The 26,403-nt window shown below is 71.2% G+C and carries 24 protein-coding genes; 12 read left to right on the top strand and 12 right to left on the bottom strand.

Translation table 11 applies throughout. The annotated features are described in order from the left end of the window. Positions 1-3: 3 nt before the first annotated feature. Positions 4-1,188: an MFS transporter gene (locus tag BJ964_RS26625; protein ID WP_188123227.1), complete on the top strand. Its 1,185-nt coding sequence runs from the start codon at positions 4-6 to the stop codon at positions 1,186-1,188. A 15-nt stretch (positions 1,189-1,203) separates the two neighbouring features. After that, positions 1,204-1,695 carry a DUF402 domain-containing protein gene (locus BJ964_RS26620; RefSeq protein WP_188123226.1) on the top strand — a complete coding sequence of 164 codons (492 nt, stop codon included), beginning with the start codon at positions 1,204-1,206 and terminating at the stop codon, positions 1,693-1,695. A 39-nt stretch (positions 1,696-1,734) separates the two neighbouring features. On the opposite strand, the gene BJ964_RS26615 is transcribed toward BJ964_RS26620, so the two are convergent. After that, positions 1,735-2,949, bottom strand: a complete 1,215-nt coding sequence (locus BJ964_RS26615; RefSeq protein WP_188123225.1) for a serine hydrolase domain-containing protein — start codon at positions 2,947-2,949, stop codon at positions 1,735-1,737. 134 nt (positions 2,950-3,083) lie between these two features. On the opposite strand from BJ964_RS26615, the gene BJ964_RS26610 reads away from it, so the two are divergent. Continuing rightward, entirely contained in the window at positions 3,084-6,809 is a 3,726-nt protein-coding gene (locus BJ964_RS26610) for a tetratricopeptide repeat protein (RefSeq protein WP_188123224.1), read from the top strand. 21 nt (positions 6,810-6,830) lie between these two features. Here the strand turns inward: BJ964_RS26610 and BJ964_RS26605 are convergent, their stop codons facing one another. From BJ964_RS26605 to BJ964_RS26590, 4 genes are all read right to left on the bottom strand, one after another. Continuing rightward, entirely contained in the window at positions 6,831-7,190 is a 360-nt protein-coding gene (locus tag BJ964_RS26605) for a hypothetical protein (protein WP_188123223.1), read from the bottom strand. Positions 7,191-7,239: 49 nt separating this feature from the next. Continuing rightward, positions 7,240-8,022, bottom strand: a complete 783-nt coding sequence (locus BJ964_RS26600) for a (2Fe-2S)-binding protein (protein ID WP_188123222.1) — start codon at positions 8,020-8,022, stop codon at positions 7,240-7,242. Between the two features lie 115 nt (positions 8,023-8,137). Then, on the bottom strand, positions 8,138-8,659 hold the full coding sequence (locus BJ964_RS26595) for a hypothetical protein (protein ID WP_188123221.1): 522 nt from the start codon (positions 8,657-8,659) through the stop codon (positions 8,138-8,140). Positions 8,660-8,735: 76 nt separating this feature from the next. Continuing rightward, complete coding sequence (locus BJ964_RS26590; RefSeq protein WP_188123220.1) at positions 8,736-9,479, bottom strand: VOC family protein; 744 nt, start codon at positions 9,477-9,479, stop codon at positions 8,736-8,738. Between the two features lie 248 nt (positions 9,480-9,727). Here BJ964_RS26590 and BJ964_RS26585 point away from each other — a divergent pair, with 248 nt between their 5' ends. The 4 genes from BJ964_RS26585 to BJ964_RS26570 all read left to right on the top strand — a co-directional run bounded on the left by BJ964_RS26585 (position 9,728) and on the right by BJ964_RS26570 (position 13,773). Continuing rightward, positions 9,728-11,626, top strand: a complete 1,899-nt coding sequence (locus tag BJ964_RS26585) for an APC family permease (RefSeq protein WP_203832817.1) — start codon at positions 9,728-9,730, stop codon at positions 11,624-11,626. 79 nt (positions 11,627-11,705) lie between these two features. Then, positions 11,706-12,701, top strand: a complete 996-nt coding sequence (locus BJ964_RS26580) for an MDR family NADP-dependent oxidoreductase (RefSeq protein ID WP_188123219.1) — start codon at positions 11,706-11,708, stop codon at positions 12,699-12,701. A 21-nt stretch (positions 12,702-12,722) separates the two neighbouring features. Next, entirely contained in the window at positions 12,723-13,142 is a 420-nt protein-coding gene (locus tag BJ964_RS26575) for a MerR family transcriptional regulator (protein ID WP_188123218.1), read from the top strand. Positions 13,143-13,353: 211 nt separating this feature from the next. Continuing rightward, complete coding sequence (locus BJ964_RS26570; RefSeq protein WP_188123217.1) at positions 13,354-13,773, top strand: hypothetical protein; 420 nt, start codon at positions 13,354-13,356, stop codon at positions 13,771-13,773. A gap of 139 nt (positions 13,774-13,912) precedes the next feature. Here the strand turns inward: BJ964_RS26570 and BJ964_RS26565 are convergent, their stop codons facing one another. The 3 genes from BJ964_RS26565 to BJ964_RS26555 form a co-directional block, all read right to left on the bottom strand. Next, entirely contained in the window at positions 13,913-14,851 is a 939-nt protein-coding gene (locus BJ964_RS26565) for a TIGR03564 family F420-dependent LLM class oxidoreductase (protein ID WP_188123216.1), read from the bottom strand. A 163-nt stretch (positions 14,852-15,014) separates the two neighbouring features. Then, positions 15,015-15,671, bottom strand: a complete 657-nt coding sequence (locus tag BJ964_RS26560; RefSeq protein ID WP_229807401.1) for a nitroreductase family protein — start codon at positions 15,669-15,671, stop codon at positions 15,015-15,017. Between the two features lie 79 nt (positions 15,672-15,750). Then, positions 15,751-16,281, bottom strand: a complete 531-nt coding sequence (locus tag BJ964_RS26555) for an ArsR/SmtB family transcription factor (protein WP_229807398.1) — start codon at positions 16,279-16,281, stop codon at positions 15,751-15,753. A 77-nt stretch (positions 16,282-16,358) separates the two neighbouring features. Between BJ964_RS26555 and BJ964_RS26550 the strand changes: the two genes are divergently transcribed. From BJ964_RS26550 to BJ964_RS26540, 3 genes are all read left to right on the top strand, one after another. Then, a complete protein-coding gene (locus tag BJ964_RS26550) occupies positions 16,359-17,003 on the top strand; it encodes an O-methyltransferase (protein WP_188123215.1) in 645 nt (214 codons plus the stop codon). 133 nt (positions 17,004-17,136) lie between these two features. Further along, positions 17,137-18,825 carry a DEAD/DEAH box helicase gene (locus tag BJ964_RS26545; RefSeq protein WP_188123214.1) on the top strand — a complete coding sequence of 563 codons (1,689 nt, stop codon included), beginning with the start codon at positions 17,137-17,139 and terminating at the stop codon, positions 18,823-18,825. Positions 18,826-18,909: 84 nt separating this feature from the next. Continuing rightward, the gene (locus BJ964_RS26540) at positions 18,910-19,716 is read left to right on the top strand and encodes a class I SAM-dependent methyltransferase (protein ID WP_188123213.1); all 807 of its coding nucleotides are present in this window, start codon (positions 18,910-18,912) and stop codon (positions 19,714-19,716) included. A 3-nt stretch (positions 19,717-19,719) separates the two neighbouring features. Here the strand turns inward: BJ964_RS26540 and BJ964_RS26535 are convergent, their stop codons facing one another. Next, positions 19,720-21,054 carry an MFS transporter gene (locus BJ964_RS26535; protein ID WP_188123212.1) on the bottom strand — a complete coding sequence of 445 codons (1,335 nt, stop codon included), beginning with the start codon at positions 21,052-21,054 and terminating at the stop codon, positions 19,720-19,722. A 98-nt stretch (positions 21,055-21,152) separates the two neighbouring features. Further along, positions 21,153-23,063 (bottom strand): helix-turn-helix domain-containing protein, encoded by a 1,911-nt coding sequence (locus BJ964_RS26530; RefSeq protein WP_188123211.1) that lies wholly within the window; start codon positions 23,061-23,063, stop codon positions 21,153-21,155. A gap of 211 nt (positions 23,064-23,274) precedes the next feature. Here BJ964_RS26530 and BJ964_RS26525 point away from each other — a divergent pair, with 211 nt between their 5' ends. Continuing rightward, on the top strand, positions 23,275-23,487 hold the full coding sequence (locus tag BJ964_RS26525; protein ID WP_188123210.1) for a DUF3311 domain-containing protein: 213 nt from the start codon (positions 23,275-23,277) through the stop codon (positions 23,485-23,487). Then, a complete protein-coding gene (locus BJ964_RS26520) occupies positions 23,480-25,117 on the top strand; it encodes a sodium:solute symporter family protein (protein ID WP_188123209.1) in 1,638 nt (545 codons plus the stop codon). The genes BJ964_RS26525 and BJ964_RS26520 overlap by 8 nt, the downstream gene beginning before the upstream one ends. On the opposite strand, the gene BJ964_RS47410 is transcribed toward BJ964_RS26520, so the two are convergent. Beyond that, positions 25,110-25,640, bottom strand: coding sequence for a substrate-binding domain-containing protein (locus BJ964_RS47410; RefSeq protein WP_229807400.1), 531 nt, complete (start codon positions 25,638-25,640; stop codon positions 25,110-25,112). The genes BJ964_RS26520 and BJ964_RS47410 overlap by 8 nt on opposite strands. Then, entirely contained in the window at positions 25,574-26,395 is an 822-nt protein-coding gene (locus tag BJ964_RS48170) for a hypothetical protein (RefSeq protein WP_229807397.1), read from the bottom strand. Before BJ964_RS48170 ends, BJ964_RS47410 begins: the two co-directional genes overlap by 67 nt. Positions 26,396-26,403 lie beyond the last annotated feature (8 nt).

The following is a 26,403-nucleotide window of genomic DNA, read 5'->3' as shown; positions in this document are numbered from 1 at the left end:
GGGATGAGCCGCCGGCTGACGGTGCTGTTCGCGGTGGCCGCGGGGGTGGCCATCGGCAACCTGTACTGGACACAGCCGCTGCTCGGCTTCATCGCCGGCGATCTGCACGCCGAGACCGTGACGGCCGGGTGGCTGACGACCACCACCCAGATCGGGTACGCCGTGGGCGTACTCCTGCTCGTGCCGCTCGGCGACATGCTGGACCGGCGCCGGTTCGTCCCGGTGTTGCTACTGGCCTCGGCCGCCGCGCTCCTGCTGTGTGCGCTGGCGCCGTCGATCGGCGTGCTGCTGGCGGCGGTCGGCGTGCTCGGCATGACGACGGTCTCCGGGCAGGTCCTCACACCGCTCGCCGGAGACCTGGCCGGTGACGCCGACCGCGGCCGGATCGTCGGCGTGGTCGGCTCCGGGACCCTCACCGGCATCCTGGCGTCCCGCACGATCAGCGGTCTCGTCGCCGGGACGGCCGGGTGGCGGGTGGTCTTCGCCGTCGCCGCGGTCGCCGCCGTCCTGCTCGCGGTTCTGCTGCACCGGGCGATCCCGCCACCGGCGCCACGGGCGCGCCTGCCGTACCGGCGGCTGATCGCCTCGATCGGCACGGTGGTGCGGCGCGAACGGGCGGCCCGGTGGACGCTGGTTCTGGCGGCCACCGGGTTCGCGGCGTTCTCGCTGTTCTGGACCGGGCTGACGTTCCTGCTCAGCTGCCCACGGTTCGGGTATCCGGTCGAGGTGATCGGGTTGTTCGGGTTGGCCGGGCTCGCCGGTGTCCTCTCCGGACTCCACGGTGGCCGTCTGCACGACCGCGGCCGGTCGCTTCCGGCCACCGGCGCGGCCTGGATGCTGGCGCTCGGCGGTTTCGTCGCCGCCGCGTTCGCGGGCCGGTCCGTCGTACCGATCGTGATGGTCATCGTCGTGATCGACGTCGCCCTGCAGACGCAGGCACTGCTCAACCGGGCGCGGCTGTTCGCGCTCCGTCCCGGGGCCCGCAGCCGGCTCAACACGGCGCTGGCCGCCGGCAACTTCTCCGGCGCCGCTCTCGGGTCGGCCGCCGCGGCCACGCTCTGGCCGGTGGGCGGCTGGACGGCGGTGACGGGCGCGGGCGCGGGGCTCTGCTGCGCCGGGCTCGCGGTGTGGGCGCTGGGCCGTCGCGGTCCGCTGCTGGTCCGTTCCACGATCCCTACCCCGTCGTGAGGAGCCGGCTGCCGTATGAGTGTCCGCCTGTCCAAGATCAAACGCCCCGGCGGCGTCTACTGGTTCGATCTTCGGCACGTCGCCGAGGACGAGGACGGCACGTGGCTGTTCGGGCCGGTCGGTTCGGCGTGGGAGGCTCCGCACGATCGGGGCGCTCTGCCCGTACCGGTGATGGTTCTTCTGCGGAGCGACCGGCCGTGGGCCGCGTGGTGGGTCGATGATCCCGCGGATCGGCGATTGGAGATCGACGTCTGCCTTCCGCCGGAGGCCACCAGCACGGGCTGGCGGTATGTGGATCTCGAATTGGATCCGGTGTGGCACGCGAGTGACGGGCGCGTCGAGATCGAGGACCGGGACGAGTACGAGGAGTCGCGCGACGCCGGCTGGATGAGCGCGGACGACGCCGAACTCGCCCGGGTCACCGCCGAGGAGTGCGCGGAGGTGCTGCGGACCGGGGCCCAGCCGTGGCTGTCGCGGGGCTGGCGGATGCTGGGGCAGCAGCGGTGACGGCCTGCCCGGCGGGGTGCCGGGCAGGCCGGTTCGGCGTCAGGATGCCGGGAAGCGCACGCCCGGCATCGGGAACGGGACGACCGGCGCCAGGGTCCTCGCGGTGGAGGCGGTCACCCCGAAGGCGAGCAGCGCCAGGTCGGTCAGGGCCGGGCCGAAGTCGCCGATCCACGGGTTGATCGAGACGGTGAGCTGGGTCTTGGCGTCCGCCGTGGAGAACGAGTAGGTGAGGTAGCCGAAGATGCCGCCGGTGTGCCCCCACAGGGTCGGTCCGCCGGGCAGCGGCTGCTGGAAGATGCCGAGGCCGTAGCCGATCTCGCCGGCCGGGTTGCCGAGCATCTCGGTCAGTTGTGCGGGCCGCAGGAGCCGGCCGCCGAGCAGGGCACGGTAGAAGCGGTTGAGGTCCGCGGTGGTGGAGACGATCTCGCCGGCGGCGTAGGCCATCGACGGGTTGAGGTCGGTGAAGTCCAGCGGGACGATCTCGCCGTCCTGCTCGATCGGCTCGTACCCGTGGGCGTGCGGGCCGTCGATCGTGGCGTCGGTGCCGGGGACCTCGGTGCCGTGCAGCCGCAGCGGCCGCAGGATGCGGTTGCCGACCGCTCGGGCGTACGCATGCTTGGTGATCTTTTGAATGATGAGGCCGAGCAGGACGTAGTTGGTGTTGGAATACGACCAGGAGGTGCCGGGCTCGAAAACCGGCGGCCGTGCGGCGGCGAGCGCGACCAGTTCCTCCGGCCGGAAGGTCCGGTAGCGGGCGCGCAGGACGTCGTCGAGGGTGGCGAACAGGACCTCGGTGTAGTCGAACACACCGCTGGTGTGCTGGAGCAGTTGGCGGATGGTGATCCGGGCGCCGTTCGGGATCGCTCCGGGCAGCCATCGTTGCAGGGTGTCGTCGAGGCGCAGCCGCTTCTCGGCGGCGAGTTGCAGGATCACGGTGGCCACGAAGGTCTTGGTGATGCTGCCGACCCGGAACTGTCCGCCTACCGGCGGCTTGGCCGGACGTCCGAGCTCGGCGACGCCGCTGGCGCCGCGCCAGCTGCCGGACGGACTGTCCACGCGGGCCAGTGCGGCGGTGGCGCCGGTGGCGCCGATCCGGTCGAGCGCGGCCTGTAGGGCGGCCCGGTCCAGGCCGCTCGAGGACGCTTCCGCCGGTGATGTGGCGCCCACGGTGGCAGCGACGGCCGCGGCCGCGGAACCGGCCAGGACGGTTCGGCGGCTGAGCATGGTTTCGGTGTTCCCCCGAGTGATTTCCACGCCATCGACGCTGCCAGGAGCCAGCGAACACGGTCAATCTCCGGCGGCCCTGGTTACTCCCCTACGGGTGGCCCCGCACGCGCCTGTCCGCCAGGTAATGGTGACGGCCTGGTGGGGTGAGGAGGTCCGCGCGAGTGGTTACCGGTCTGATGGTGACGGACACCGGGTTCGAGGTGCTGGTCGGCGGCGAGCCGGTGGACGCTCGCCGGAAGCTGGGCGCCCCTGACGTCGAGCTGCTGCAGGACATCGCGGGGCGGTATGTGGACGCGGTGCATGCTCGCTCCGACGACGCGGTGTTCGTGGGGCTGGGCCGGGAACTGTTCGCATGGATCGACGGCGGCCATGGGCAGGTGGCGGCGCGGCTGGAGCAGGTGGCGGCGCCGCTGGTGTTCGAGGTGCGGGCGCCGTGGTCGCCCTCGGCGGCGGGATGGGTGGTGTTGCGGGCGCCGTGGGAGGTGCTGGCCGACCAGACCGGGTTCCTGGCCGCTGACGGGCTGCGCCGGTTCGAGGTGGTTCGCCGCCTGGGGACGCCGACGGACGCTACGCCGCTTGACGAGTACCGGCTGGGGTTGATGTTCATGGCCTCGGCACCGCGGCGGCAGCGGGAACTCGACTTCGAGGCCGAGGAGTCGGCGATCCTCACCGCGGTCGGCGACACCCGGGTGGACCTGGTGGTGGAGGACACCGGTGATCCGGAGCAACTGGGGTTGCGGTGGGCTGATCTGGGTGGGTTGCCGGTGCTGCATCTGTCCTGCCATGGGGTGAACAACTGGCCGGCGTCTCCGGGCGGGCCCCGGGTGCCGGTGCTGATGATGGAGGACGAGGTCGGCGACGGTCTGCCGGTGACCGCTTCGGAGCTGATCGGCCGGTTGTCGGTGAGGCCGCGGTTGATGTTCGTGTCGGCGTGCCTGACGGCGACACCGGCGGACGCGGAGGGCTACCTGCCACCCGGGCAGGATCACCGCTCCCCCGGTGAGCCGGCCGACGGCGGGCCGGGCACATCCGAGGTGGTTCCGGTGGCGCATTCGCTGTCCACCAGTCTGGTCCGTGCCGGGGTGCCGGCGGTGGTCGGCTGGGACGGGTCGGTAACCGATGGCGCCGCGACCCTGTTCGCGCGACATCTCTACCAGCGCTTGGGGTTACGGCTGGATCTGGCCGCTGCGGTGGGTGACGCTCGCCGGAAGTTGCTGGCCTGTGAGCAGCCGCTTTTGCGGGCGGATTGGCATCTGGCCCGGATCTGGCTGGGTCCGGCCGGTGGCGGTCCGGTGGTGGCCGGAACACGCAAGCGGCAGTGGATGTCGGCGCTGCACGGTACGAAGACGTTTCTGGATCTCAAGCGGCGGCATGTTCCGGTGGCCGCGGCGGAGATGTTCGTCGGCCGGCGCCGGGAGATGCGGCAGGCGCTGCGGGTGTTGCGCGGCAACGAGCATGCCGGGGTGCTGCTGCACGGCCAGGGCCGGCTGGGTAAGTCGAGTCTGGCGGCTCGGCTGGCGGACCGGTTCGGCGATCGCGCGGTGGCGGTGGTGTTCGGTGACTACACCGCACTGGGGGTGCTGGAGGCGGTCGCCGCCGCGGTGGAGGACAACCCGGCGGCCCGATCGTTGATCGAGGCACGGCGGGCCGAGGTACGCGACCAGCCGGAGGCTCTGCGGTGGCTGCTGGTGGACCTGCTGTCCGGTCCCTGTTTCCAGGCCGGTAGCGAGGGACAACGGCCGCTACTGTTGATCATCGACGATCTCGAACAGATTCTCGAACCGCAGTCGGAGGGTCCGCATCGGGTGGCCGCCGGGTGTGCCCCGGTGCTGGCGGCGGTACTGGGGGCGTTCGATCCGGAGCGGGGTGACAGCCGGTTGGTGCTGACGAGCCGGTTCGTGTTCACGCTGGATCGGTTGCAGGAGCGGTTGGAGCCGGTGCAGTTGGCGCCGTTGACGGGGGTGGCGCAGCGGAAGTTGGCAGTGCGGCAGCGGGCGGTGCCGTCCGAACAGTTGCGGGAGGCGCGGGCTGGGCTGGCGGCACGGGCGGTGGCGGTCAGCGGTGGAAACCCCGGCCTGCAGGACCTGGTCGCGTTGCGGCTGGTCTACAGCCCGCAGGTCGACCTGGCCCGGGCCGAGCAGGCGGTCACCGACATGGAGGCCTATCTCGATCGTGGCGATCTACCCACGGACGCCGAGGTCCGCGCGTTCGTGGAGAACCTGGCACTCGACGCGCTGATCGAGCAGGCGGGCACTGCTCACATCGCCCTACTACGAGCGCTGACCCTCTTCGACCTGCCGATGCCGGCGGCGGTCACCGACCTGCTGGAAACCCGCACCGGTGGGTCCGTGCAGCGGCTCTGCGGTCTCGGGCTGGCCGACACCTTCCCCGACGTCCGCGATCAGCGGGCGACCGCTGCCGCGGTAAACGCGCTGGCCGCCGGCCGGCTCACCCCGCTGCCCGAGGCCGACGAGGCCGAACTCGCGGCTGTGGTGGTGCAGCCCCTGCTTGCCGCGTGGGGTGGCCCCGACGATCGACCAGCCTGGAACGCCGACTTGGATCTGCAACTCACCCGGCTGGCGGTGCTGGCTGATGATCCGACGGTGGTCGCGCTGTGCGCCGGGGATGCGGTGGACGCCTTGCTCGCGGGACCGGCGAAGCAGGCGCTCGCGCTCGGGCAGCAGGCCATCGCCGTGCTGGACCGGTGCGTTACACCTGCGCCAGTCAAGTTGTTACGCAAGGTTGCTGAGGCGGCACGAGTCAGCGGCGACGGTGACACGGCGGTCGCACTGTTCGAGCGGGCAGTCCAGCGGGCCACGGCCGGAGGTGGCGCCGCTGAGCCGCTGGAACACGCGCGAGTCATTGCCTTCTACGCCGAGTTCCTGATCACCCGGGGCGCGCTGGAGCAGGCCGAACAGTTGCTCCATCAAGCCCGGGACATGTTCACCACCGCAGGCTCCGAAGGCGAAGCGGCAGCGGCACGGGGAAGGCACGCCGACATCCTCTATCAGCGTGGCGACTACGACGGAGCACTCCGCATCCGCCACGACGTCGAACTACCCGTCTACGAACGACTCGGCGACACCTACTCCATCGCCGTCACCTGGGGTGAAATCGCCGACATCCTGCACGAACGCGGCGACCACGACGAAGCACTCCGCATCCGCCACGAGGTCCAGCTACCCGTCTACGAACGACTCGGCGACGCCCGCTCCATCGCCATCACCTGGGGAAAGATCGCCGACACCCGCTACCAACGCGGCGACCACGACGAAGCACTCCGCATCCGCCACGACGTCGAACTACCCGTCTACGAACGACTCGGCGACACCTACTCCATCGCCGTCACCTGGGGTGAAATCGCCGACATCCTGCACGAACGCGGCGACCACGACGAAGCACTCCGCATCCGCCACGAGGTCCAGCTACCCGTCTACGAACGACTCGGCAACGCCCGCTCCATCGCCGTCACCTGGGGAAATATCGCCGACACCCTCTACCAACGCGGCGACCACGACGAAGCACTCCAGATCCGCCAAGACAAGGTGCTGCCGGTCGTCGAGAGGATCAACGACCTGGTCGGCATCGCCAACACCACCTGGGGTATCGCACAGATACGACTAGATCAACGGGACTTCTCCTCAGCGTTGTCCAACGCGCTCAAGGCGTTCGAGATCCTCGACCGCCTGCAACGACCCGATGGGATTGCGGTCGTAGGCGTCAGCCTTGGCGAGCTTCTGGCTGCCAGTGGGAAACCGGACAGCGCCCGGGAGGTATGGGAGAAGAGCCTCGCGGCGGCGACCAAGGTCGGGTTCACATCTCTCATCGAGCGGATCAGTGAACTGTTGCGGGACATCGACTCCGATCCTCACCCCGTAGACGGCTGATCCGCACTCCAAGGGCCGCCGTCACGCCGCCAGGACATGCCGCCCATCCCGTTCGGTGATCAACCGTCGAGCGAGCGCGGCGGCATGCTTGGCGTCCTCGACGACGACCGGCTCACCCGCGGCGACATCAAAATAGGACATCTGCCTGAACCGTACGAACACGAGGTCGTCCGCGCGCAGCGGCGACCGTCCCGAGACGGTCCTGGTGAGGCCGGTCCCGGATCCGTCGAGCCCCTGCAGGTTGATCCGTGTGTAGTCGCCCTCGACCGTCACCGCCTTGACCGCACACGCCTGCCAACTGCGGTCACGCAGCTGCGCCGGGCTCTGCCCGAGACTGAAGTCGTGGCGGCTCGGCCCTCGTCGCCGCCGATAGGTCGTCACGCGCCCGACACCCGACTTCGATCTTGCGGCGCCGCAGGATAGCGCCGCCCTACGCGGCGGTTGAGTCGAGGTACTCCTCGAGGCGCCGCCGTCTCGACTCGTCGTCGCGCAGTGGGCAGGTGTCGCAGTAGGTCTCCGCGGGCGGCCCGGATTCCAGGACGCTGCGGTAGTTGAGGCAGCAGGTGCCACCCACCTGGAACATGCGCTCCCGGACCGGGAACGGCCTACCGGCTCTCACCGCGGTCGGCGCCGCCCCGGTGAAGGCCGCGGCCAGCCCTTCGGCCCGCGCCCAGGCGGCACCCGGACCGAGGCCGGCGAGCTGCCCGATCCAGAGGGCGGTGCTCGTCACCTGGTCGGCGACCACACCCCACAGATTGCGCGCGCTGAACGGCGCCCGGGCACCGACGGCCGCCAGCAGCGGCGTGATCGTGGCCACCGCCCGCCGCGCCCACCACACCCGCAGCGCCGCGTCGTCGGCGACGGGCGCGACCGCGAGCGTACGCACGGCGACACGTTCCACATTGCCGTCGCCGTCCACCCGAATGGCCAGATTGCCGACGGCCGGGTCCGGGCAGACGCCGTCGAGCACCATGGCCCCGACCGTCGGCAGGATCACCGCGCTGCCCAGGTGGTAGGCGAGCACGCTGCCGGCCACGTTGCGCCGCCCGTGCTGGTCCACCAGCACCGCGAGCCAGCCGTCCAGCGCCTCGTCGCCGGCGGCCTCGGCCAGCGGCAGCCAGCCCTCCCCCGACGGTGGGCAGAGGTCGAAGCCGGCGTCCGGGTCGAGGGCGGCCAGCCGTCGCACGGTCTCGGCGAGCGATGTCCGTCGCATCGTGCACCCACCCCCTCGGTCCGGCCATCGGCAAGGCTAGCCTCACCTAAGAACCCACGTTGGTCGAGGTCCGCGTTCCCCTTCCGGCCTCTTTCCGGTACGCGTGAGCACCGTGTCAGTCGATGTCGTGGATCTCCAGTCCGCGCATGATCAGCATTCGCATGGACCCGAAACCGCCGATATCCACATCGGACGACAGGTCCGCGACGTCACGGAGCACGGGTTCGACGTCGATGCCCCGTTCGCGGGCCCGGTTGCACAGCCACCAGATGCTCATCAGCTCGTCACGTGGGTCGCACCCTTGACTCCCGGCGGAGACGTGGACGAGCCTGCGGCGGAACTCCGCCTCCGACTCCCATGCGGCCGGCAGATGGACGGCCCAGCGGAACCTCGGATGATCCCGGAAGACGGCCCGCACCTCCTCGCGGGCGGCCGCGCCACCCGTCTCGTACGCGTCCAGAAGAGCCTCCAGCGCGGCCGCCGCCTCGACCGCCACCCCGGCCTCCTCGACCGGCGGCGGCGCCTGGCGCATGGTGGCCACCCAGTTCGGGTCACCAACGTCGACCGGCCGCTTCGCGATCTCCCGCAACAGCTCGTCGATGACGGCGACGTCCGCCCGGATCGAGGTGATGTTCATGGCGTCAGTGTCCTGCCTCGCATGGCTCCTTGCGAGAACACCCACACCCGGTGAGCGAGGCCCGCCGGCAGCCGGATCAGCCCGGGGCGAGCAGGCAGAATTCGTTGCCTTCCGGGTCGGCGAGGACGGTCCACGGGATATCGCTGTCACCCAGGTCGATGGCGGTAGCCCCGAGCGCGCGCAGTCGAGCGGCCTCGGCGTCCCGCTCGTCACCCGGGTAGGGGCGCAGGTCGAGGTGCACGCGGTTCCACACCGTCTTTGGATCGGGCGTGCGAAGGAACTGCAGGTACGGGCCGACACCCTGGGCCGAACGCAGTACCGCGTTCTGATCGGTCACCCTGTGCACGGTCCAGTCCGTCGCCTCACCCCAGAACCGGGCCATGGCTCGCGGATCCGCGCAGTCGACCACGACCGTGGCGATCGGCCCGGTGTCCGCGACCGGGTCGTGCCAGTCCAGCACACAGAACTCGTTGCCCTCCGGGTCTGCCATGACCTTCCACGGCACGTCGCCCTGCCCGATGTCGATCGGTGTGGCGCCGAGCCCGGTCAGGCGCTCGACCAGTTCAGCCTGATGGTCCTTCGAGGTGGTGGCGAGGTCGAGGTGCACGCGGTTCTTCGCCGTCTTGGGTTCCGCGGAGACGACGAGGTCGACGCAGACGGCGACGGGGTCGGGGTCGGGGTAGACGAAGCCCTCGGGTTCGAGGTTGGTCACGCCGGGTCCCTCGCTGGAGACCGCCCAGCCGAGCGCCTCCGCCCAGAAGCCGCCCAGCTTCGCGTCGTCGTGAGCCTTCATGTTGATCTGGACGAGCCGCGTTGCCATGCCGCCGATGCTAACGGGCGGCTGGTCGTGTTCGCCTGGGAGCATGATCCCCCGCGATAGCCAGTTCGGACCGGCAGTCGTAGCGTGATCGGGGCGGTGAGGCGCCGCCGGAGCCACAGGGGAAGTGAATGATGGAAACCATCGGTGATCCGGCGGAGTCGAGTTCGGACAGTGCTGATTCCGGGTATGTCATACCGGCGGTCGTGGACACACCGGCCCAGCGTGAGCAGCGCGGCGGGCCACTGGCGATGTGGCTGCTCAGGCACCGGGTCCAGCCGGTCGGCCCGGCCGCCGGTGAGGCGCATGCCGAGCAGCACGCCTGGTGGAAGGTGATGTGCCTGACCGGCGTCGACTACTTCTCCAGCCTCGCCTACGTGCCGGCGATCGCCGCGGCCGCGGCCGGGGTCGTGTCCCCGCTGGCCACGCTGCTGATCGTGGCGCTGACCCTGCTGGGGATGCTGCCGATGTACCGGCGCGTCGCCAGGGAGAGCCCGCACGGCGCCGGTTCGGTGGCCATGCTGGAGCGGCTGTTGCCGTTCTGGCGCGGCAAGATCTTCGTGCTGGTGCTGCTCGGATTCGTCGCCACCTCGTGGATCATCACGATCACCCTGTCGGCCGCGGACGCGAGCCTGCACGTGCTGGAGAACCCGCACGCCCCGCAGGCCCTGCACGGGCACGCGGTCGCGCTCACCGTCGTCCTGCTGCTGGTGCTGGGCGGGGTGTTCCTGCTCGGTTTCAGTGAGGCCGTCAGTGTCGCCATCCCGCTGGTGGCGGTGTTCCTGGGGCTGAACGCCGTGATCATCGCGGTCGGCGTCGCGGAGATCGTCACCACGCCCGGCGCCTGGTCGGCGTGGACCACGGCGCTGACCGCCGAGGGTGGTGGCGGTGGTCTGCTGGTGCCTGCGGTGCTGGCCTTCCCGCTGCTGGTGCTGGGTCTGTCCGGTTTCGAGACCGGTGTCAGCATGATGCCGCTGGTCGCGTCCACCGGCGAGGACGAGAAGCAGCGGCTGCGGTCGAGGATCCACAACACCCGCAAGCTGCTCACCGGAGCCGCGCTGATCATGAGCGTGTACCTGCTGGCGAGCAGTGTGGTGACCACGGTGCTGATCCCGGCCGCCGAGTTCGAGGAGGGCGGCGCCGCCAACGGGCGTGCCCTGGCCTGGCTGGCGCACGAGCATCTCGGCGAGGCCTTCGGCACCGTCTACGACATCAGCACCGTGCTCATCCTGTGGTTCGCCGGCGCGTCCGCGATGGCCGGCCTGGTCAACATCGTGCCCCGCTACCTGCCCGGCTACGGCATGGCCCCGGAATGGGGCCGGGCGGTCCGGCCGGTCGTGCTCGTCTACACGCTCATCAGCGTCGTCCTCACGATCGCGTTCGAGGCCGACGTCGACGCCCAGGCCGGCGCCTACGCCACCGGCATCCTGGCGATGATGGTCTCCGGTGCGTTCGCCGTCACCGTCGCCGCGTTCCGGGCCGGTCAGCGGGCGGCCGGCGCAGGTTTCGGGCTGCTGACCGCGATCCTCTGCTACGCGCTGGTGGAGAACGTCATCGACAAGCCGGACGGGCTCGCCATCTCCGCGATGTTCATCGCCGGCATCATCGTCGTCTCGCTGATCTCCCGCGTGTCGCGGACCACCGAGCTGCGGGCCGACCACATCGAGTTCGACGACAACGCCCGCCGGTTCATCACCGACACCATCGCGTACGACGGACGGATCAATCTCATCGCCAACCGCCGGCAGGGCGGCGACGCGGCCGAGTACTCCGCCAAGGAGCGCGAACAGCGCGGCGACAACCCGGTGCCCGGTACGGCGGACGTCATCTTCCTCGAGATCGACGTGGTGGACCCGTCGGCGTTCAGCGACACGCTCTCGGTCCGGGGTGTCGAGGTCGACGGTCACCGGGTGCTGCGTGCCGAGGCGCCCGCCGCGCCGAATGCCATCGCCGCGATCCTGCTCGCGCTGCGTGACACCACCGGCGTACGCCCGCACTGCTACTTCGCCTGGGCCGAGGGCAGCCCGCTGGTCCACATGGTCCGCTACTTCCTGCTGGGCCGCGGCGACACCGCGCCGGTGGCCCGCGAGATCATCCGCGAACACGAGGCCGATCCGGACCGCCGCCCGGGCATCCACGTCGGGGCGTAGGACCCGGGCTTGCCGTTGACGCGTGGGTCAGGGTTTACCGTCGGGGCCGCCTGATCCCGCCGCACGCGAAGGAGTTCGGATGGCCCCGTACGAGGTGCGAGTCGCCACCATCCCCGAGGGACTGCCCCAGCCGTCCGACCTGGCCGTCGTGGAGACGCCGGTGCCGGTCGCCGGAGCCGGGGAAGTGCTGGTGCGCAACCGGTTCTTCACGATCTTCGCAGCGCTGCGGAGCCTGCTCGGTGGCGTCCAGGGAGCGCCGATGCCGCCGTTCCGGGTCGGGGACACGCTGTTCGGGCCAGCCGTCGGTGAGGTCGTGACGGCACCCGACGACAGCGGTCTGCGCGCCGGAGACCTGGTCCAGCACATGCTCGGGTGGCGCACGTACGCGGTCCTGCCGGCCGGAGGTTGGCAGCTGGCCGGCGACGAGCTGCCGGACCCGGTCGCCCACCTCTCGCAGGGGGTGACCGCGTACGGGGCGCTCACCCGGGCCGCGCCGGTCCGCCCCGGTGACACGGTGTTCGTCTCCGGCGGCGCGGGTTCGGTCGGCTCGATGGCCGGGCAGGTCGCCCGGCTGCTGGGTGCGGCCCGGGTGATCGGCAGCACCGGCTCGGCGTGGAAGGCCGAGCGGATGCCGGGCTACGACGCGGTCGTGGTACGCGGCGCGGCCCCGCTCGCCGAGCAGCTGGCGAAAGCGGCGCCCGAGGGCATCGACGTGGTCTTCGACAACGTCGGCGGCGAGGATCTGCGGGCCGCGCTCGATCTGGCCAATCCGGGGGCGCGGGTCGCGCTGGTCGGGGCGCTGTCCGGGCAGTTGGACCCGGACCGTAACGGCAGCGAGGCGCCCGTGGAGATCGACACCTACCGGCTGATTCTCAAACGGGTGTCGATGGCCGGTTACAGTGCGTTTGGCGACAGCGAGGTCCGCACGGAGTGGATCCCCCGGTTCGCCGGCTGGCTGCGGGACGGTGTCATCGATTTCCCATACCACCGGGTGGACGGCATCGGGCGGGCCCCGCAGGCGTTGCACGACGTACTGACCGGACGTCACCTCGGCACCGTAGTCGTGACCGTCTGACGTCGACAGGCAGGGGGCCTCATGCGGATCGGCGACGCGGCGGCAGCGGCCGGCACCACACCTCGGGCGCTGCGGTTCTACGAGGCGAACGGCCTGCTCCCGCCACCGCGGCGCAGCGTGACCGGCCAGCGGGTCTACGGGACGCGGGACGTCGCACGTGTCCGGGTGATCCGCCGATTGCTGTCGCTGGGCCTGACCGTCGCCGATCTACGCGACTGCGCCGGCCCTCTGGACCTTCTCGAAGACGAAGACCTTCCCGCGTACGGGGCACCCGGCGCCTGTTCGAATCCCAGTGGAGTCGCCGCCCGCCGGATCGCCACCCTCAACGCCGAGATCGACCGTCTCACCGGTCTTCGGGACCGGTTGGCCGCCCACCTGGAGGCCGGGCGGCCTTCTCTTCCCGCGGATGGTTCAAGTTCGCCGGCTGTCGGCCGTTGGTGAGGTCAGCGTGGTCGTTCGTCATCCGCGAGGTGTCGGGCGCGCGCCCGGTGTGGTTCACCGCACCGATCGTTGCGGACACCAGGTAGAGGAGGCGCCGATGTCGGATTCCCACGCCCCACGAGCTCCGAGGCGGGAGCGTTGTGCCAGCTGCGGCGCGAGGAGAGCCATCGAGGCCGCCGTCGACGCGTTCGCCCTGGCTTTCACCTGTTCCATGTGTACGGAGAATGCCGTACTGGTCGTCACGGAAAGCGTGGCCGCCGCCGCGTCGCCGGTCGATAGCCTGCACCAGGCCGTGCAGCGGCTGCTCGGCGAACGTGACGGCATCGGCATCCAGGTCCTGCGACCCGAGTCGGCGGTCGCGATCGTCCTTCCGTCGGGCTACCGGTGGCACGTGTACCCACCGTTCGCCGGCGTCATCAAGGTCTCCGCACAGCACGCGGCGTTGTACGGACCGGACCTGGCGCCCGTGCCGAGCATGCCGCTGATCACGCTGATCGTTCTCGAGGACCTGCTCGACCTACTGATCTCCACCGACTCGGGGCCGGTCGCCGAGTTGATCGACGCCGACCTGATCGCCCGGATGGAGGCCGAGCTGTTCGATCCCGACACCCTGCTGGGCGAGGGACGCTGAGGTCTGCCCGCGGGATCCGGCCACCACCCGGCGCAGGCGAGGAATGCTGTGCCGGGTCACCGGGAGGTCGCGGACCGCCTCCCGTCGATCAGCTCACCTCAGGGCAGGGTCTTCATTCCGCCCGCTGACGGCGGCTCTCTCAGGACGATGATCGCTGCTGGTTCAGCGCGCCGAGCAGTTTCCAGGTGCGGCGGCGGTTCTCGGTGCCGTCGAGGCCGGTCTGGGTGAGGACCACCTCGTCCGCGCCCGCGTCGTAGTACCGCTGTACCGCCGCGGCGACCTCCTCCTCGCTGCCGATCACCGCGAGATCGGCGGCGCTGTCCGCGCCCTCCAACTGGATGACCCGGTGGTACGAGGGAATGGAGTCGTAGATCGCGAGCTGTTTCGCCGCCGTCTCGCGGGCCCGGTCGACGTCGGCGGTCACCACCGCGGGCGCCAGCGCGATGATCCGCGGCCGGGGGCGGCCGGCCTCGGCCGCGGCCCGGGTGATCGCGGGCACGATGTGTTCGGCCAGGGTGCGCGGGCCGGCCAGGTTCGGCAGTGTGCCGTCCGCCAGTTCGCCGGTGACCCGCAGCGCCTGCGGGCCCATCGCCGCCACCAGCAGGGGAATCGGATGTTCCGCGCCGGGCAGCGCGGACGGCAGCGGCGTCACCGCCGTGATCAGCTCACCGTGGTGGTCGACGTGACCGGTCTCCAGAACCGTCCGGAGTGCGGTGAGGAACTCGCGCAGCCGCGCGATCGGGCGCTCGAACGGCGTACCCAAGGCGGGTTCGACGAACGCCGGCGCGCCCAGCGCCAAACCCAACTGGAACCGACCGTGCGTGGCCGCCTGCGCGGTGCGGGCCTGGGCCGCCACGAGGATCGGATGCCGGCCGAAGACGGGAATGGCCGAGGTGCCGACCCGGATACCGGGGACGGCCCGGCCGACCACCGCGGCCAGGCCCGCGGCGTCGTATTCGAACCGCTGCCCGAACCAGGCGCTCGTCAGGCCGGCCTCGGCGGCCTCCCGGGTCAACTCGATCGTCTCGTCCACGTAGTTGACCGCGTCGGCCGGGCCGATCGCCACACCGAGACTCATGGCACCTCCGAAAATGCGTCGACCAGCGGAAACACAGCCACCATCGATCATGGCCGAACCTTGTTACATCAGCGGCCGCACAGCCGTCACACTCGTCACGGCGCGCATGGGCGGGGAGCCCGATCGGCACCGCCCAGGCGACACCTACGCCGCTGATCACCGGTCAGTGTGAGGGTAGGCCCAGGCGATCCAGGGTTCCGCGCAGCAGGTGCCGGCCGGCCATCGATTCCGGGCCGCGCAGGCGGGTCAGCACCCGGTCGGTCCAGCCGCCGCGCAGGCCGAACCGGGTGTTGTAGGCCGACAGCCGCTCGTCGTAGGCGCCGATGTGCCGGTCCGCGGCCGGTGCGTCGTACCTCTCCCGGTGCAGCACCGCCGCCTGCGGCAGGCGCGGCTTGACGCCCGCCCGCTCGCTCGGGTCCGGCTCCCCCACCGCCAGCCCGAACGCCGCCACGGTGTGCGCCGGCAATCCCAGCTCTGCCGCCACCTGCTCGGGGTGGTTACGGATGCCGCCGACGAAGACCGAGCCGAGCCCGAGCGAGTCCGCGGCCACGACCGCGTTCTGTGCGGCCAGGGCGGTGTCGACGAAAGCGATGAGGGTGGTCTCCAGGTAGTCGGCGGCGTGCACGTCGGCTCCGGCGCGGGCGGCGAGGCGGCGGGCCCGGCCCAGGTCGGCGATCCAGACCAGGAACAGTGGCGCCCGGGCGACGAATGCCTGGTTGCCGGCGAGTACCGACAGCCGTCTCTTGCGGTCCGGGTCGCGGACCGCGACGACGCTCCAGGGCTGGAGGTTGGACGAGGTCGGTGCGGCATGATCGGCAATCCCGTCACGGCGACTCGGCAGGCCCGAGGACGTCGCTCAGCTCGCCGCGTTCCTGACCTCCGACACCGCCTGACCGGGCTCAGCCGGCGGGATCGTCGGGCAGGACCGGGATGTCGGCACGGTAGAGGCTGAGCAGCATCCCGTAGGGCCGGCCGGCGCCCTGATCATCCGGCACCTGCTCGCCGAACCGCTCCAGGCCGGCGGCGAGCGCCCGGGCCTGCGCGACCGTGAGACGCACGTGACGCAGGATCGTGAGGTCGGGGGCGGTCTCGTCAGCCGGCAGCATCTCCCCCAGCGCCGCCCGGACCAGGAAGTCCCCACCGACCGGCGCACCGGTCCCGATACGCAGCCGTTCACTGGTGGGCTCGTAGTACTGCTCGACACCGCCGCGTACCCGCCGGGTGTACGCCACCCGTACGAATCCGGCCCGTTCCAGAACTTTGACGTGGTAGGCGACGGTGCCTTTGGTCGCCGCGAGCGCCGTGGCGAGCTGTCCCAGGGTCGCCGGCCGCTGCCGCAGCGCCAGCACGAGCCGGTGACGCAGCGGATGACCGAGCGCCTTGAACTGGTCGGCCTCGGTCAGCACCAGGTCGTCCCGGTCGTCGCGCACCGGTCAACTGTCGAGGATTCTCGCCGCTTTTTCAACCATGCCTTGCCTAAGCGTCGAGAATCTTAGATGCTTCGTGGATGACCGACATCATCGAGCCGGACATCGCCGCCTACCTGTACGCCCACAGCACCGCCCCCGACGACGTCCTCCGCGACCTCAGCGCCGAAACCGCCGCCCTGTTCCCCGACGCCGCCGGAATGCAGGTGTCCCACGACGAGGGCCGCCTCCTGACCATGCTCACGCAGCTCACCGGCGCCACCTACGCCGTCGAGGTCGGCGTCTTCACCGGCTACTCGGCGATCTGCATCGCCCGCGGCCTCACCCCGCACGGCCGGCTGCTCGCCTGCGACGTGTCCGACGAATGGACCACCCTCGCCCGCGAGTACTGGCGGCGCGCCGGCGTCGACGACCGCATCGACCTGCGCCTCGCCCCGGCCGACGAGACCCTCCGGGCCCTGCCCGCCGACCCCGTCATCGACCTGGCCTTCATCGACGCGGACAAGACCGGCTACCCCACCTACTACGAGGCGCTGGTCCCCCGCCTGCGTCCCGGGGGCCTCCTGATCCTCGACAACACCCTCCAGGGCGGCCACGTCCTCGATCCCCGCCGCCCCGCACATGTGGCCATCCAGCAGCTCAACGACGACATCCTGCAAGATCCGCGCGTCGACTCCGTCATGCTCGCGGTCCGCGACGGCGTCACCCTGGTCCGCAAACGCTGATCCGGAAAAGATCAAACCATTTTGGGGTACGGCGGCCCGCGGGCGGCTCTGCCTGGGCGGGCCCCTGCTCGGCTGAACTGCCGGATCCCCCCGTACCGATGGGCCGGGGTACGGTCTGGAATAGGGTTCAGGCATGGAATGTGATCCGTCTGAGTCCGAAGCGGGTTTCGCCGGACTGGGGTTGCGGGCGGAACTACTCCGTGCGTTGACCAATCTTGGCTATGAGGAACCGACACCGATCCAGCAGGGGGCGATCCCGCCGCTGATCGCCGGGGACGACCTGGTCGGGCAGGCCGCCACCGGTACGGGTAAGACCGCCGCCTTCGCGCTGCCGCTGTTGCAGGGGCTGGTGCCCGCTGGGCGGGACGCCGGGCCGTCGGCGCTGGTGCTGGTGCCGACCCGGGAGCTGGCCGAGCAGGTGTCGCAGGCGGTCCACCGGTACGGCCGTGATCTGGGTGTCCGGGTGTTGCCGGTGTACGGCGGACAGCCGATCGGCCGCCAGTTGCAGGTGCTGAACCGTGGGGTGGACGTGGTCGTCGGCACGCCGGGGCGGGTGCTGGACCACATCGAGCGGGGGACGCTGCGGCTGGGCGACATCCGGACCGTCGTGCTGGACGAGGCCGACGAGATGCTCGACATGGGGTTCGCCGAGGACATCGAGGCGATCCTGGCCGAGACGCCGGAGTCCCGCCAGACGGTGTTGTTCTCCGCGACGATGCCGCCCCGCATCGACGGGATCGCCCGCCGTCACCTGCGGAATCCGACGCGGATCACGATGGGCCGCAAGGCGGTCGAACCGGGTGAGCTGCCGCTGGTCCGGCAGAGCGCCTACGTCGTGGCGCGGGCGCACCGGGCGGCCGCGCTGGGGCGGATCCTGGATGTGGAGGCGCCGACGGCGGCGATCGTCTTCTGCCGGACCCGGGAGGAGGTCGACCAGGTCACCGAGACGCTGAACGGGCGCGGTTACCGGGCGGAGGCGCTGCACGGCGGCATGAGCCAGGATCAACGGGACCGGGTGATGGGCCGGCTGCGCGGTGGCAGCACCGAGTTGCTGGTGGCGACGGATGTGGCGGCGCGCGGGCTGGACGTGGAGCAGCTGACCCACGTGATCAACTTCAACGTGCCGGTGGCGCCTGAGGCCTATGTGCACCGGATCGGCCGGGTGGGGCGGGCCGGCCGGGAGGGTTGCGCGATCACCTTTGCGGAGCCGCGTGAGCAGCGGATGCTCAAGGCGATCGAGCGGCTCACCGGGCAGCGGATCACTCTGGAGAAGCTGCCGACGGTGACCGATCTGCGGGCGCGGCGGCTGGAGGTGACGCGTACGGCGTTGCAGGCCAGCCTGGAGACCGACGACCTGGAGCGGTTCCGGGTGGTGCTGGAGTCGCTGACCGACGAGTTCGACGTCGAGAACGTGGCACTGGCCGCGGTGAAGCTGCTGCACGAGGCTGCGGGCGGCGACCGGGACGAGGACGAGATCCCGACACCGTCCCTGCCGCCGGAGGGCCGGAGAACCGCGGACGGCCGGAGGACGCCGGAGGGCCGGAGGGCGCCGGCCCGCGACAACCGGGCTGGCGGCGAAGGGGTGGCCCGGCTGTTCTTCGGTCTCGGCCGCCGCGCCGGGGTCCGCCCGCAGGATCTGGTCGGGGCGATCGCCGGTGAGGCCGGCCTGAACTCCCGCGACATCGGCGCGATTCAGATCACCGACCGGTTCTCGCTGGTGGAGGTGCCGGAGCAGACCGCGGACCGGGTGATCGCGGCGATGCAGCGGGCCACCATCCGCGGCCGGCGCCCGACGGTTCGCCGGGAGCGGTTCGCCCGCTGAGCCGGGGTGGCCGAGCCCTGCTGAATAGATGGGGCACCGGGCCCTGCCAAAAGGCGGGGCGCCGGGCCCTGCCATGGTGGCGGGGTGGCCAACGAGCACGAGATCGAACGCTGGAACGGTGAAACGGCCCGGCGGTGGCTGGCCGAACGGGCCCGGCACGCCGCCGTCCGGGACCGGCTGATCCCGCATCTGCTGGACGCGGCGGCTGTCATGCCCGGCGACCGGGTCCTGGACGTGGGTTGCGGCTGCGGCGACACCACGCGGGCGCTGGCACTGTCGGCCGGTCCGGACGGCACGGTGGTCGGCTTGGACGTGTCCGAGCCGCTGCTGGCGGTGGCGCGCCGGGAGGTCGCCGGGGTGCGTTTCGTGCGCGGCGACGCGCAGGTCCATCCGCTGCCGCCGGCCGGTTTCGACGTCGTGGTCAGCAGTTTCGGTGTGCTGTTCTTCGACGACCCGGTGGCGGCCTTCGGCAACCTCCGGGCCGCTTTGCGGCCGGGCGGCCGCCTGGCCTTCCTGAGCTGGCAGGATCCCCTGGCGAACGAGGTCTTCGCGATCCCGTTGCGGGTCTTTCAGGGGTACGGGTTCGAGCTCGCCGATGTGGGCGGTGACCCGCTGGCCGACCCGGGGCGGATCGCCACGATTCTGGCCGGTGCGGGTTTCGGTGCGGTGCGGGTGCGGCCGGTCGAGGAGCCGGCGCGGCTGGGCGCCGATGTGGCCGACGTGCTGGCGTACGCCACCGGCACCACCCAGGTTCGTGAGCTGCTCGCCGGTGACGGCCGGGCCGGGCGGATCCGCGCCGCGATCCGACGAGAGTTCGCCGCCCGGCAGCGTGCCGGTGGCGTGTGGGTGCGGGCCGCCGCGTACCTGGTCACGGCCACGGCGGCCGGCTGAGGGTCAGTCGAGGGTGCGGTCGTGGTTCAGGGAGGTCCGGGCGGTCTCGCGGGCGGCCAGGACCGCCACGATGGTGAGCACCGACGCGATCGTCATGTAGACGGCCACGGCCGTGGTGTTCGGCTGGTCGACGTCGCCGAGCAGTTTGAGGGCGATGATCGGGGCGAGCGCGCCGGCCAGGATCGAGGCAAGCTGGTAGCCGACGGACGCGCCGGTGTAGCGGACCGAGGTGCCGAACAGTTCGGAGAAGAAGGCGGCCTGCGGGGCGTACATGAGGGTGTGCAGGAGGAGGCCGACCACGACGGCGATCGCGATCTTGCCGGAGTCGCGGCTGCCGATCAGGTCGAAGAAGACGTACATCCAGACGGCGAGGCCGGCGGCGCCGATCAGGTAGAGGGGGCGCCGGCCGACCCGGTCGGAGAGGGCGCCGACCAGGGGGATGACGAAGAACTGCACGCCGGAGCCGATGAGCAGGGCGGACAGGATCATGCTCTTGTCGGCGGCGCTTCCGGCGTACGTCGTCAGGTAGGTGATGGAGATGACGGTGACCAGGTAGTAGCCGATGTTCTCGGCCATTCGCATGCCCATCGCGATGAGGACCTCGCGCGGGTAGCGGCGGATCACCTCGAGCAGCGGCTGGTGGGTCCGGTCGGCGAGCTTCTCCTGCGCCTGCTTGAAGACCGGGGACTCCTCGATGCTGAGCCGCACCCACAGGCCGACCAGGACGAGGACGGCGCTGAGCAGGAACGGGATGCGCCAGCCCCACGCCTTGAACGCCTCGTCGGACTGGACCAGGGCGAGCAGCCACAGGATGCCGGTGGCGAGCAGGTTTCCGAGGGCGACGCCGGCCTGCGGCCAGGAGGACCAGAATCCGCGGCGGGCGTCGTCGCCGTGTTCGGCGGCCATCAGCACGGCGCCACCCCATTCGCCGCCTACGGCGAAACCCTGCGCGAGACGGCAGGCGAGCAGCAGGATCGGGGCGGCGACACCGATTGAGGCGTACGTCGGGAGCAGGCCGATCGCCACGGTCGCCAGTCCCATCACGAACAGTGAGACGACGAGCATCTTCTTGCGGCCGACCCGGTCGCCGAAGTGCCCGAAGACGATGCCACCCAGCGGGCGGGCGACGAAGCCGAGCGCATAGGTGCCGAAGGACAGCAGGGTGCCGGTGACCGGATCGGACGACGGGAAGAACAGGGCGCCGAAGACGAGGGCGGCCGCCGAGCCGTAGAGGAAGAAGTCGTACCACTCGACGGCGGTGCCGACCAGGGATGCGAAGACGACCTTGACGATGGGGGCACGGTCGGTTCCGGCCCGTACCGCTGCGGTGGTGGGCATGGGTGGTCCTTTCTCCAGCGGGGTATCGCCGACCGTAGGTCTTCCGGGGCCGGTAGCCCATGGATCGAATCCACACATTGAGGTGTCCGACGGTGTGGTCAGTCCACCGGCTCGAGTGGACCGCGCAGCCGGTGCAGCCGCAGGGCCAGTTGCAGGTCGAGGACGCGGCGTGGTTCGTCCCAGTTCTCGCCGAGCAGTCGGGCGACCCGTTCCAGGCGCTGGGTGACCGTGTTGACGTGCACGTGCAGGGTTTCGGCGGCCCGGCCGAGGGCGCCGCCGGCGTCGAACCAGGCCTCCAGGGTGCGGATCAGTGCGGTGCCCCGGCGGGCGTCGTAGTCGATCACCGGCCCGGCGAGGGCGGTCACGAAGCCGGTGACGTCGCGGCGGTCGCCGAGCAGCAGGCCGACGTACCCGAGTTCGGCGGCGCCGGCTCCGGTGCCGGCGCGGCCGAGGGTGACCAGCGCGCTCAGGCAGCGGCCGGCCTCCCGGTAGGCGGGGGCGACCGCGGCGGCGCCGTGGGACGGGCCGGCGCCGCCGGCGGTGACCGTCCGGCCGAGGGCCCGGCCGAGTTCGCGGGCGACCTGCCGGGCGGTGTCCGCCGGGTCGTCGCCGGGCAGCAGCAGGGCCACCCGGTCGTCGCGGGTGAGGGCGAGCCCGTGCCGGGCGGCGGCGAAGGTGCGGGCCCAGGAGGTGGCGCGCTGGCCGGGGCCGTCGCCGGTGTCGTCGCCGGCGGCCACCACGACGAAGGGCGCGTCCAGGTCGAGGCCGAGCCGGGCGGCCCGGGAGCGGGCGGCGGCCGGGTCGCGGACCGGGCGGCTGATCAGGTCGTCGAGCAGGTCGCCGCGGACCTGTGCCTCGGCGTCGGCGACGGTGCGCCGGAAGAGCAGCAGCAGGGCGGTCACCTGGGCGGCGCGTTCCAGGATGCGCTGATCCATCTCGGACAGCGTCCGGTCGGGCCGGAAGACGAGGGCGCCCAGGTTGTCGGCGCCGGCGACCACCGCCGCGATGATCAGCTCGCCGCGGCGCACGCTGCGGCCGGCGCCGCGGGAGGCGGCGACGGCCTCGCCGACCGTGGTGTCGCCGGGCCCGTCCAGGGTGGCGCAGCCGGGGCTGGCGGCGGTGGCCAGCGGCCGGCCCTCGGCGTCGATCACGAGCAGGGCGCCGTGCAGGACGTCGACCAGGTCGGCGGCGACGTCGCCGACCCCGCCGCCGCGCAGCACGACCGAGGTCATCCGCTCGTGGGCGGCGGCGGCCCGTTCCACCGACTCGCTGTGTGCCTGGATGACGGCGTTGGCGGCGGACAGTTCGGCGAGGGCGGCCTGTGTCTCGCTGAGCAGCCGGGCGGTGTCGAGCGCGACCGCGGCGTGTGCGGCCAGGGAGAGCAGCAGCGCGACCTCCTCGCGGGCGAACGGCCGTTCGGTGCGGTTGGCGGCCAGCAGCACGCCGATCACGGTCGATCCGAGCCGCATCGGCACACCGAGGATCGCGACCAGGCCCTCCTCGCCGACTCCCTGATCGATCTCGGCCGTGTGCTGGAAGCGTTCGTCGGTGGCGTAGTTGGCGGTGGCGTACGGGGTTCCGGTCAGCGCCACGAGCCCGCCGAGCCCGTAGCCGTGCGGCAGCCGCAGCCGCTGGAAGCTGGCCGCCACCGAGCCGTCGGTGACCCGCATGTACGTGTCCCCGCGCTCCGGGTCGTTGAGCGTCATGTAGGACACGTCGACGTTGAGCAGTGTCCGGGCCCGGTGCACGATGGCCCGCAGGACGGCGTCGACGTCGCGCAGCCCGGCCAGGTCGCCGGCCGTCTCGTAGAGGGCGGACAGTTCCTCCTCGCGCCGCCGGCGGCGTTCCAGCAGCGCCCGCACCCGCAGGGCCATGGCCTTGGCCTGTTCGAGGTCGGCGAGTTCGGTCCCGGACAGCCCGGCGGTACGCGCGGCGACCAGCGGCCGTTCGAACTCGACGACCGCGGCCTCGCGCGCGAGCAGATCGAGGTATTCCCATCCGTGCGGCATGGGCGACACCTTAGAGGCGGTCGGCCGATCTCGATATGTGCCGCGGTGACATGTGGCTCCGGAGCCTGGTGGCCGGCACCTACATAACCGGCAACCGTCTCGTATTTGGCCTTTCCTATTTGGATCTCTACGAGTAGAACGGGTGCCAGGTTTCGGCACACCAAGTGCAAATTGTTGATCTTGACGCGCCACGACGCCAGGAGACATATCGATGCCCGCACCCACCCGCTCCCGCTCCCGCCACTGGCAGTGGCTGCTGATAGTTCCGACGGTCGCGCCACTGCTCACCCCGTACACCAACCGCATCGAGCCCCGAGTGGCCGGTGTCCCGTTCTTCTTCTGGTACCAGCTCGCCTGCGCCCTGCTCGCCATGGTGGTCATCACCTTCGTCCACCTGGTCACCCGCGGGGACGACCATGAGTGACCGCACCGTCGAGGTCGGCGTCTTCGTCGCCCTGATGGCCGTCGTCGTGCTGGCCGGCTTCGGCGCGGCCCGCTGGCGCGCCCCGGACAACCCGCACACGCTCGAGGAGTGGGGCGTCGGCGGCCGCGCGTTCGGCAACTGGACCATCTGGTTCCTGCTCGGCGGCAGCATGTACAGCGCGTACACGTTCATCGCCGTGCCGGCGCTCACCTACGGCATCGGCGCGATCGGCTACTTCGCCGTCCCGTTCGCCGTCATCACCACCCCGTTCACCTTCTTCTTCACGACGAAGGCCTGGTCGGTGGCCCGGCGGCACGGCTTTCTCACCCACAGCGAGTTCGCCACCGCCCGGTTCGCCTCGCCCGGCCTCGGCGCGCTGGTCGCGGTCACCGGCATTCTCGCCACCATTCCGTACGTCGCCGTGCAGCTGGTGTCGTTGCAGGCGGTGCTGCGCACGGTCGGATTCGGCGGGGAGTGGCCGCTGCTGGCCGCCGTGACCGTGGTGTCGATCTGCACGTTCCGGTCCGGGCTGCGCGCCCCCGCGCTGCTGTCCATCGTCAAGGACGTGCTGCTCGCCTGGATGCTGCTGACCGCCGTGCTGATGGTCGCCATGTACGGCGGCTGGAGCAGCGCCTTCAACGGTGCCGCCACCCGGTTCGCGGCCACCCCGAACCCGGCCGACGGGCTGCTGCTGCCGGACACCGGCCACCTCGGGTTCCTCACCCTGATCATCGGCTCGGTGCTGGCGATCTTCGCGTACCCGCACGCGCTGCTCGGCATGCTGGCGGCCAAGGACCGGGCGACGATCCGCCGCAACGCCGCGGCCCTGCCGGTCTACTGCATCGCTCTGGGGATCATGGCGATGCTCGGGTTCTTCGCCCTGTCCCGCGGCGTCCGGCCGGCCGACGGCGACCTGAACACCGTGGTGCCGCAGATGATCCACGAGTTCTTCCCGCCCTGGTCGGCGGGGATCGCGTACGCCGCCCTGAGCGTCGCGGCCCTGATCCCGGCGGCCGTCATGTCGATCGCCGCGGCGACCACCTTCACCCGCAGCCTCTACCGCCCGTACCTGCGCCCGAACGCCTCCCCGGCGACCGAGGCGAAGGTCAGCCGCTGGGTGTCGCTGATCGTCAAGTTCGGTGCGGCCGCCCTGATCCTCGCCGTCGACCCCACCTTCTCGGTGGACCTGCAACTGATCGGCGGCGTCGTCATCCTCCAGACCATCCCGACCGTGCTCCTCGGGCTGATGACCCGCTGGTTCCACCGCGCCGCCCTGATCAGCGGCCTGATCACCGGGCTGGCCGTCGGCGTCGTGATGCTCTACCTGACCCCGAGACTCGACGGCACCGGCCGGACCGTGGCCGAACACTTCGGCGGTTCCAGCTGGTCACTGGGCGACGGCCGCAGCATCTACGTCGGCATCGTGGCGCTGGTGGTGAACCTGGCGGTCACCGTCGTGGTCACCCTGGTCCTGCGGGCCGCCAAGGTGCCGTCCGGCGCCGACCGGACCCGGCCGGACGACTACCTGGCCGACGCCGACGACCCGTACATGAAGCGCCTCGACCAGCTGATCGACGGCCTGCCCCGGGCCGACGAGCACCCGGGACGGCAACGGGAGGGCGTCAGGTAGGCCGGCACACCAGCGGGAACTCGGTCTCCGAACACGGCCGGTTGCCGTGCTCGCGCAGGATGTCCTTGCCACCCTGGTCGGTCAGATAGCGCAGGAAGGCCGCCGCGATCGAATCGGCGGGCAATTCCCCGTACGTGTACGCGAACTCGGTCTGCCAGTACGGATACCGGCCGTCCTCGACCCCGGTCAGGGTGGCCGGCGCCTGGTCGATACGCACCTGCACGACGTCCCCGGCGGTGGCGGCACTGCTCACCTCGCTGTGCCCGAGCGCGCCGGGGATGTCGGCCACCTCCCGCAGCAGCGTCTCGGTGCTGTCGGTCTCGCAGTGGCCCGGCTGGTCCTTCTGGATGGCGGCGCAGTCGTTGACGGTCGCCTCCGGCACGTCGATCCGGGTCGTGCCGTCGGTCAGGACCCGCTCGACCAGGGCGGTACGGGTACCCGACCCGCGGTGGCGGCTCACCAGGTGGATGGGCAGGTCCGCGCCACCCACCTCCGACCAGTTGGCGATCCGCCCCGCGTAGATGTCACGGATCTGCCGGGTCGACAGGCCCGCAGGAACAGGGCGAGGCTGGACTGCACGAGCACCGCGACGGCCAGCAGACCGATTCCGACCATGGCGGGCCGGGACGCGAACGTGTGACTCTCGGTGCGCGCCAGCCGTACCTTGTCGATTCTTTTGAACCACCGGTTTTGCGGGCCACTCAGCGCGGCGCGGAACGTCGGCGGCGGGCTGCCGGGCTTGTCGTCGCCGTTCCAGCGTTCCAGCAGCACCAGGACCTTGTAGTGCTCGCCCGGGTTGAGCTTGACCTTCGGCAGGTTGACCAGGCCCGACGTGCCCTCGTTGTCGCTCTCGAAGCCGGGCGCCTCGACGAACCGGGGCTGGTCGCCGATGGCCGTCCTGTTCGGCACGTAGAAGAAGCGGTGCAGCTCGTCCTGGCTGTAGTCGGGCACCGACATACCGACGACCTTGCGCTCCGGGAAGAGGACCGTCATGCCGACGTCGCCGACCGGGGCCAGGTAGTCCTCCTCGCGGATCTCCGTCCAACCGGCGTTCTCCACCCGCAGCAGCACCAGCGACGGGTTGCGGGACCGGTCGTCCTGGTACTGCTGCACCAGCACGTTGGCCTCGGTGGCGCCGGCCTTGCCGGTGAGCAGGGTGTCCATCTGCACGCGATAGCCGAGCCGCTTGCGGCGGACGATCGCGAACTCCCACACGAACGCCCCGAGCGGCACGACGACGCTGAGGATGGCGATGACTGACTGGAAATCCAGGGACACGAACGGTC

Source organism: Actinoplanes lobatus (assembly GCF_014205215.1).
GTDB classification, from domain to species: domain Bacteria; phylum Actinomycetota; class Actinomycetes; order Mycobacteriales; family Micromonosporaceae; genus Actinoplanes; species Actinoplanes lobatus.
This window is presented reverse-complemented; position numbering and strand designations above follow the sequence as displayed.